The organism is Actinoplanes sp. NPDC051633 (assembly GCF_040681735.1).
Lineage (GTDB): Bacteria > Actinomycetota > Actinomycetes > Mycobacteriales > Micromonosporaceae > Actinoplanes.
This window is the reverse complement of the sequence record NZ_JBFAZH010000518.1, coordinates 1-5,395: the sequence shown is the minus strand read 5'-3', so window position 1 is coordinate 5,395 and position 5,395 is coordinate 1. Positions and strand designations below refer to the sequence as shown.

6 protein-coding genes are annotated in these 5,395 nt (G+C 72.1%); 4 read left to right on the top strand and 2 right to left on the bottom strand.

The annotated features are described in order from the left end of the window. Together AB0M20_RS25485 and AB0M20_RS25480 are read right to left on the bottom strand one after the other, a co-directional pair. A partial coding sequence (locus tag AB0M20_RS25485) for an E3 binding domain-containing protein (RefSeq protein WP_364302243.1) occupies nt 1–833 on the bottom strand: 833 nt, incomplete at its 3' end. Further along, complete coding sequence (locus tag AB0M20_RS25480) at nt 830–2,998, bottom strand: thiamine pyrophosphate-dependent enzyme (RefSeq protein ID WP_364302241.1); 2,169 nt, start codon at nt 2,996–2,998, stop codon at nt 830–832. The genes AB0M20_RS25485 and AB0M20_RS25480, both read right to left, overlap by 4 nt. Before the next feature lie 109 nt (nt 2,999–3,107). On the opposite strand from AB0M20_RS25480, the gene AB0M20_RS25475 reads away from it, so the two are divergent. The 4 genes from AB0M20_RS25475 to AB0M20_RS25460 all read left to right on the top strand — a co-directional run. After that, a complete protein-coding gene (locus AB0M20_RS25475; protein ID WP_364302239.1) occupies nt 3,108–3,605 on the top strand; it encodes a VOC family protein in 498 nt (165 codons plus the stop codon). Further along, on the top strand, nt 3,602–4,249 hold the full coding sequence (locus AB0M20_RS25470) for a GntR family transcriptional regulator (protein WP_364302237.1): 648 nt from the start codon (nt 3,602–3,604) through the stop codon (nt 4,247–4,249). The genes AB0M20_RS25475 and AB0M20_RS25470 overlap by 4 nt, the downstream gene beginning before the upstream one ends. Continuing rightward, nucleotides 4,246–4,701 carry a (2Fe-2S)-binding protein gene (locus AB0M20_RS25465; RefSeq protein ID WP_364302235.1) on the top strand — a complete coding sequence of 152 codons (456 nt, stop codon included), beginning with the start codon at nt 4,246–4,248 and terminating at the stop codon, nt 4,699–4,701. Before AB0M20_RS25470 ends, AB0M20_RS25465 begins: the two co-directional genes overlap by 4 nt. Beyond that, the coding region (locus AB0M20_RS25460) for a molybdopterin cofactor-binding domain-containing protein (RefSeq protein ID WP_364302233.1) at nt 4,694–5,395 on the top strand (702 nt) is incomplete at its 3' end. The genes AB0M20_RS25465 and AB0M20_RS25460, both read left to right, overlap by 8 nt.

The window sequence follows — 5,395 nt, the reverse complement described above, 5'->3', positions numbered from 1 at the left end:
GGCACGGCGACGTGGGCCCGGGCCGCGGCCGCGACGATCAGGTCGGTCACCGAGATCCGGACGCCGGTCGCCTCGTTGAGGTCCCGGCGCAGGGCGAGCAGGGCGTCCACCCGGGCACTGCCGCGGATCGTGAACACCGGCGCCTCGCGGCTGCTCTGCGCCAGACGGGTCGCGATCGCGCGGCGCATCCGGCTGTGCGGAAGGTCGCGATACCCGACGGGAGCAGCCGGCGCGACCGGAGCGGCAGAAGCAGCCGGAGCGGCGGGAGCGGCAGAAGCAGCCGGGGCGGCGGGAGCGGCCGATTCCTGGCGGGTCTGAATGGCGCGCCGCACGTCGTCGCGCACGATCCGGCCGCCGGGCCCGGTGCCTTCGATGTCGCGTACCGAAAGCCCGTTCTCCTTGGCGATGCGGCGGGCGATCGGGCTGGCGAAGACGCGGTCGCCATTCTGCGAAGCAGCAGCAGCGGCCGCCGGCTCGGCGGACTGCGTCACCTCTCGGGTGCCGGCGGGCGTCGGCTCCTCCGCCGCCGGCGGTGCCTCACCGCCGGTCAGCCGGGACACCAGGGCGTCCACGTCGTCGACGACCTCGCCGGGGTCGGCCAGCACGGCCATCGGGGTGCCCACCGGCACCGTCTTCCCGGGCTCGACCAGCGTGCGCAGCAGGACGCCGTCGGCGTCCGCCGGTACGTCCACGACCGCCTTCTCGGTCTCCACGGTGGCGATCGCGTCCCCGGCGCGGAATGCCGTGTTCTCGGCCAGCGGCCACTCCGACAGCACGGCCTCCACGGTGTTCGCGGAGATCTCCGGCATCCTCAGCAGCTGCGCCATCGTCATGACCCCACGATCTGCCGCAGTGCGGTGGCGATCTCCTCGCGGCGGGCGATGGCCGCCCGCTCCAGCACCTTGCTGATGCTCGGCGACGCCTCACCGCCGGTGACCCGCTCGATCGGTGCGTCCAGCCAGTCGAAGAACCTCCGCTGGATCTCGTCGGCCAGCCACCCGCCGTACGACGTGCCGGCGGCGCCCTGCTCGACGATCAGCACCCTGTTCGTCTTGCGGATGCTGGCGCCGAGGGTGTCCCAGTCGAGCGAGGCCCGGTCCAGCCACCGCAGGTCGACGACGTCGGCGTCGATCCCGTGTTCCCGCACCGCGGCCAGCGCCTCGGCCACCATCGACAGGTAGGACACCACGGTGACCGCGTCGCCGGTGTGGCGCAGCGCGGCCTGCCCGACGGGGAGGACGTAGTCGAGGTCCGCGGCCGGGCCGGGGCCGCTGCTGTTGTAGAGGTCGACGTGTTCGAGCACCACCACCGGGTCCTCGCACCGCAGCGCCGCGTTCATCAGGCCGACGTAGTCGAACGGGGTGGACGGCGCGACGATCCGCCAGCCGGGGGCGGTGGCGAAGATCCCGGCCGGGTCCATCGAGTGCTGCGAGCCGTACCCGGTGCCGGTGGCGACCTTGCTGCGCAGCACGAGCGGCACCGGGCCGTCCCCGCCGAACATGTGCCGGGCCTTGCCGACCTGGTTGAAGAGCTGGTCGGCGGCGACCCACATGAAGTCCGCGTACATGAACTCGACCACCGGGCGGAACCGCCCGTCGAGGGCGACGCCGCCGGCCAGGCCGGTGAAGGCGTTCTCGCTGATCGGGGTGCCGAGGATGCGGTCGGGGAAGGCGTCCTTGAGGCCCTTGGTGGCGCCGTTGGTGCCGCCGTTGAGCCGGTGGACGTCCTCGCCCATGACGATGATCCGGTCGTCGGTCTCCATCCGGCGGCGCATGACCGCGGCGACGGCGTCGATGAACTTCGTCTCCTCGGTCGCGATGCCGTCGTCGGCCACGCGAACGCCGGAGAACTCGGACAGGTCCCCGCGGACGCCGACGTCGACGAAGGCCGGGTCGGGCCACTCTCCGGGCTTGATTTGGCGCTGCCCGGGCTTGCCGTCGGGAAGCGGCTCGAGCAGCACCTCGCCGGCCGCGTCCATGGCCCGCCGGGCGCCGGCGATCGACGCCTGCTTCGCCTCGCCGGTGAGCAGCCCGCGCCGGATCAGATGGCCGGCCACCTGCTCGATCGGGTCGCGCTCGCGCCACTGCGCCTCCTCCTCCTTGCTGCGGTAGCGGAAGGCGCTGCCCGGGAAGGGGCCGTTCTGGTGGAAGTAGCGGTAGGTGTCGGCCTCGACGACGGCCGGGCCGGCACCCGAGCGCATGTGGGCAACGGCCTCGCGCATGGCGAGGTGGACCGCGAGCGGATCCATGCCGTCGACCCGCCAGCTGGCGATGCCGAACCCGGGGCCGCGGGCGGACAGCCGCGGCTCGCCGGTGGCCTCGGCGACCGTGGTCGACACGGCGTACTGGTTGTTCTCGATGAAGAAGCAGACCGGCAACTTCCAGGCGGCGGCGAGGTTGAACGTCTCGAGGGTGGATCCGATGTTGGCGGCACCGTCACCGAAGTAGGTCACCGCGACCGCGTCGCTGCCGGAGTGCCGGTCCGCCCAGGCGTAACCGGCCGCGAGCGGGACGCCGCCGCCGACGATGGCGTTGGTGCCCATCGCGCCGGCGTCCTTCCACTGCAGGTGCATCGAGCCGCCGCGGCCGTGGCTGTAACCGCGGGCCAGGCCGCAGATCTCGGCGAGGGTGCGCAGCAGGACGACCCGGATCGGCTCGGGCAGCTCCTCGGTCAGATCGAAGCCCTTGGGCGCCACGTGCTGCAGGGCCTTGGCGAGGAACTGGTGGTGTCCGCGGTGGGAACCATTGACCTGGTCCCCGGGCTGCAGTGCCAGGACCGAGCCGACCGCGCCACCCTCCTGGCCGATGCTGGAGTGGGCCGGGCCGTGCACCAGCCCGGCGGCGGCCAGCTCCAGCACGTACTCCTCGAAGGTCCGGATGAGCACGAGCTGGTGGAACATCGCGCCGAGCAGCTCCGGGTCGGCCGCGTCCCAGTCGGCCTCGCTCGCGACCAGCTCGGTCCAAGCGGCATCCGGCTGCAGCGGGTGGTGTCCGGGCATCGGCGTCCTCCTTCGTCACGCCAAGGCTGACACACGATTGGATCCAATCTCAAGTCTTCCGAGCCGCGAGCTCGCGTTCTAGGATCGGATTGGATCCAAAGGAGGCCAGATGCCGATGCCCGGACTGCGGCGACTCGATCACATCGGGTTCACCGTCCCCGACCTCGACGAGGCGCAGCATTTCCTCGTCGAGGTGCTCGGCTGCGAGTTCCTGTATTCGCTCGGCCCGTTCGCCGACGACGGCGACTGGATGGCCGAGCACCTGAACGTTCACCCCCGCGCCACCGTCCCCGAGAACAGGTTCTTCCGGCTCGGCGGTCAGGCGATCCTCGAGGTCTTCTCCTACACCGCACCGGATCAACGCCGCGAGTGCCCGCGCAACAGCGACATCGGCGGCCACCACGTGGCCCTCTACGTCGACGACCTCGACGCGGCGGTCGCCCACCTGCACGCCTGCGGGGTCACCGTGCTCGGCGAGCCGACGGCGAGTCGCGGCCCGCACGAGGGACAGCGGTGGGTCTACTTCCTGGCACCATGGGGCATGCAGTTCGAGCTGGTCTCCTACCCGAACGGCCGCGCCTTCTTCCGCGCCGAGGCACTGTCATGACCGTCGCCACCCAGCGCATCGCCAGCCATCTGCGCAGCGCCATCCTCGGCGGCGCCCTCGGCCCGGGCGACCGGGTCCGGCAGGAGGACATCGCCCAGCAGCTCGGCGCGAGCCGGCTGCCGGTGCGCGAGGCGTTGCAGATCCTCGCCGCCGAGGGTCTCATCGAGAACGAGCCGAACAAGGGTGCCCGCGTGCCCCGCCTCGGCATGCACGAGGTCGACGTCATGTACCGCATGCGCGAACAGCTCGAGCCCCTGGCGCTGGCCGAGAGCCTGCCCGACCTCGACGACACCGACCTGGCGGAGCTGGCCCGCATCCAGGACGAGATCGAGTCGGGCGCCGACGTCGACCGCTTCCTCGACCTCGACCGGCAGTTCCACCTGCTCACCTACAGCGGCTGCCGGATCGAGCCGCTGAACACCGCGGTGCACCGGCTGTGGAACTCCACGCAGCACTACCGGCGGGCCTTCGTGCAACTCAGCGGTCCCGGCCGGATGTGGGTGGTGAATGCCGAACACCGGCTCATCCTGGACGCGGTGGTCCGGCGCGACGAGACCGACGGCGGCCGGTTCGTCTCCGGGCACATCCGCCGCACCCGGATCGAGCTCGGCCGGCACCCCGAGGTCTTCGGACACCAGCCATGACCGAGTTCTCCCTCAACGGCGCGCGGTGCGAGGTCGACGTCGACCCCGACACCCCGCTGCTGTACGTGCTGCGCAACCAGCTGGGACTGCAGGGCGCGCGCTTCGGCTGCGGCATCGGGATCTGCGGCGCCTGTTTCGTGCACGTCGACGGCGTCTCGGTGCCATCCTGCGACACGCCGGTCTGGTCTTTGGAGGGCAAGACGGTCGTCACGGTCGAGGGCCTCTCCCCGCACCCGGTCCAGCAGGCCTTCCTCGACCGGCAGGCCGCGCAGTGCGGCTACTGCGTCACCGGCATCATCATGACCGCCGCCGCCCTGCTCGATCGCGACCCGCGGCCCAGCGAGGCTGCCGTGACCGAGGCGCTCGACCGTCACCTCTGCCGCTGCGGCGCCCAGCAACGCATGGTCCAGGCGGTCGTGGCGGCCGGGAAACGGGAGGCCGGCGATGGCTGAGCTGCCCAGAGACCTGGCCGCCAACCCGATCCTGTCGCGCTGGATCGACGTGCGCGCCGACGGCACCATCGGCGTGCACGTCGGCAAGGTGGAGCTCGGTCAAGGAATCCTCACCGCTCTCGCCCAGATCGCCGCCGACGAGCTGGGCGTCGGCATCGCCGCGATCCGGATGATGCCGGCCGGACCCGACGGCCCGGACGAGGGCCTCACCGCCGGGAGCATGTCCATCGCCGACTCCGGACCGGCATTGCGGCTCGCCGCCGCCAACGTCCGGGCGCTGTTCGCCCGCAACGGCCCGGACTTCTCGTACGCCGCGCTCGCCGGCTCCGTGGACCTCGACGTCCCGGCCGACCCGGACGTGCCGGTGCGATCCGATGCCGTCCTGGTCGGGCAGAACGTGCCACGCCTCGACCTGCCCGACAAGGTGTACGGCCGCCCCCGCTACATCCAGGACGTGCGCCTGCCGGGCCAGCAGTTCGGGCGGGTGATCCGCCCGCCCTCCCGGGGCGCCCGGCTGATCAGCGCCGACGCCGGCCCCGATGCCGGCATGACCGTCGTCCGGGACGGATCGTTCCTCGGCGTGATCGGCCCCGACGAGGCGGCCGTGGTCCGGGCCGCCGAGATGCTGCGACGCGCCGCGCGCTGGGCGGAGTCCGACTCGCTGCCCGACGAGGACGAGCTGGATAAGTTCCTG

Excerpts from the sequence above, each read along its gene's own strand:
- AB0M20_RS25475 (WP_364302239.1), top strand. The coding sequence starts at position 3,108 with ATGCCGATGCCCGGACTGCGGCGACTCGATCACATCGGGTTCACCGTC.
- AB0M20_RS25465 (WP_364302235.1), top strand. The coding sequence starts at position 4,246 with ATGACCGAGTTCTCCCTCAACGGCGCGCGGTGCGAGGTCGACGTCGAC.
- AB0M20_RS25470 (WP_364302237.1), top strand. The coding sequence starts at position 3,602 with ATGACCGTCGCCACCCAGCGCATCGCCAGCCATCTGCGCAGCGCCATC.
- AB0M20_RS25480 (WP_364302241.1), bottom strand. The coding sequence starts at position 2,998 with ATGCCCGGACACCACCCGCTGCAGCCGGATGCCGCTTGGACCGAGCTG.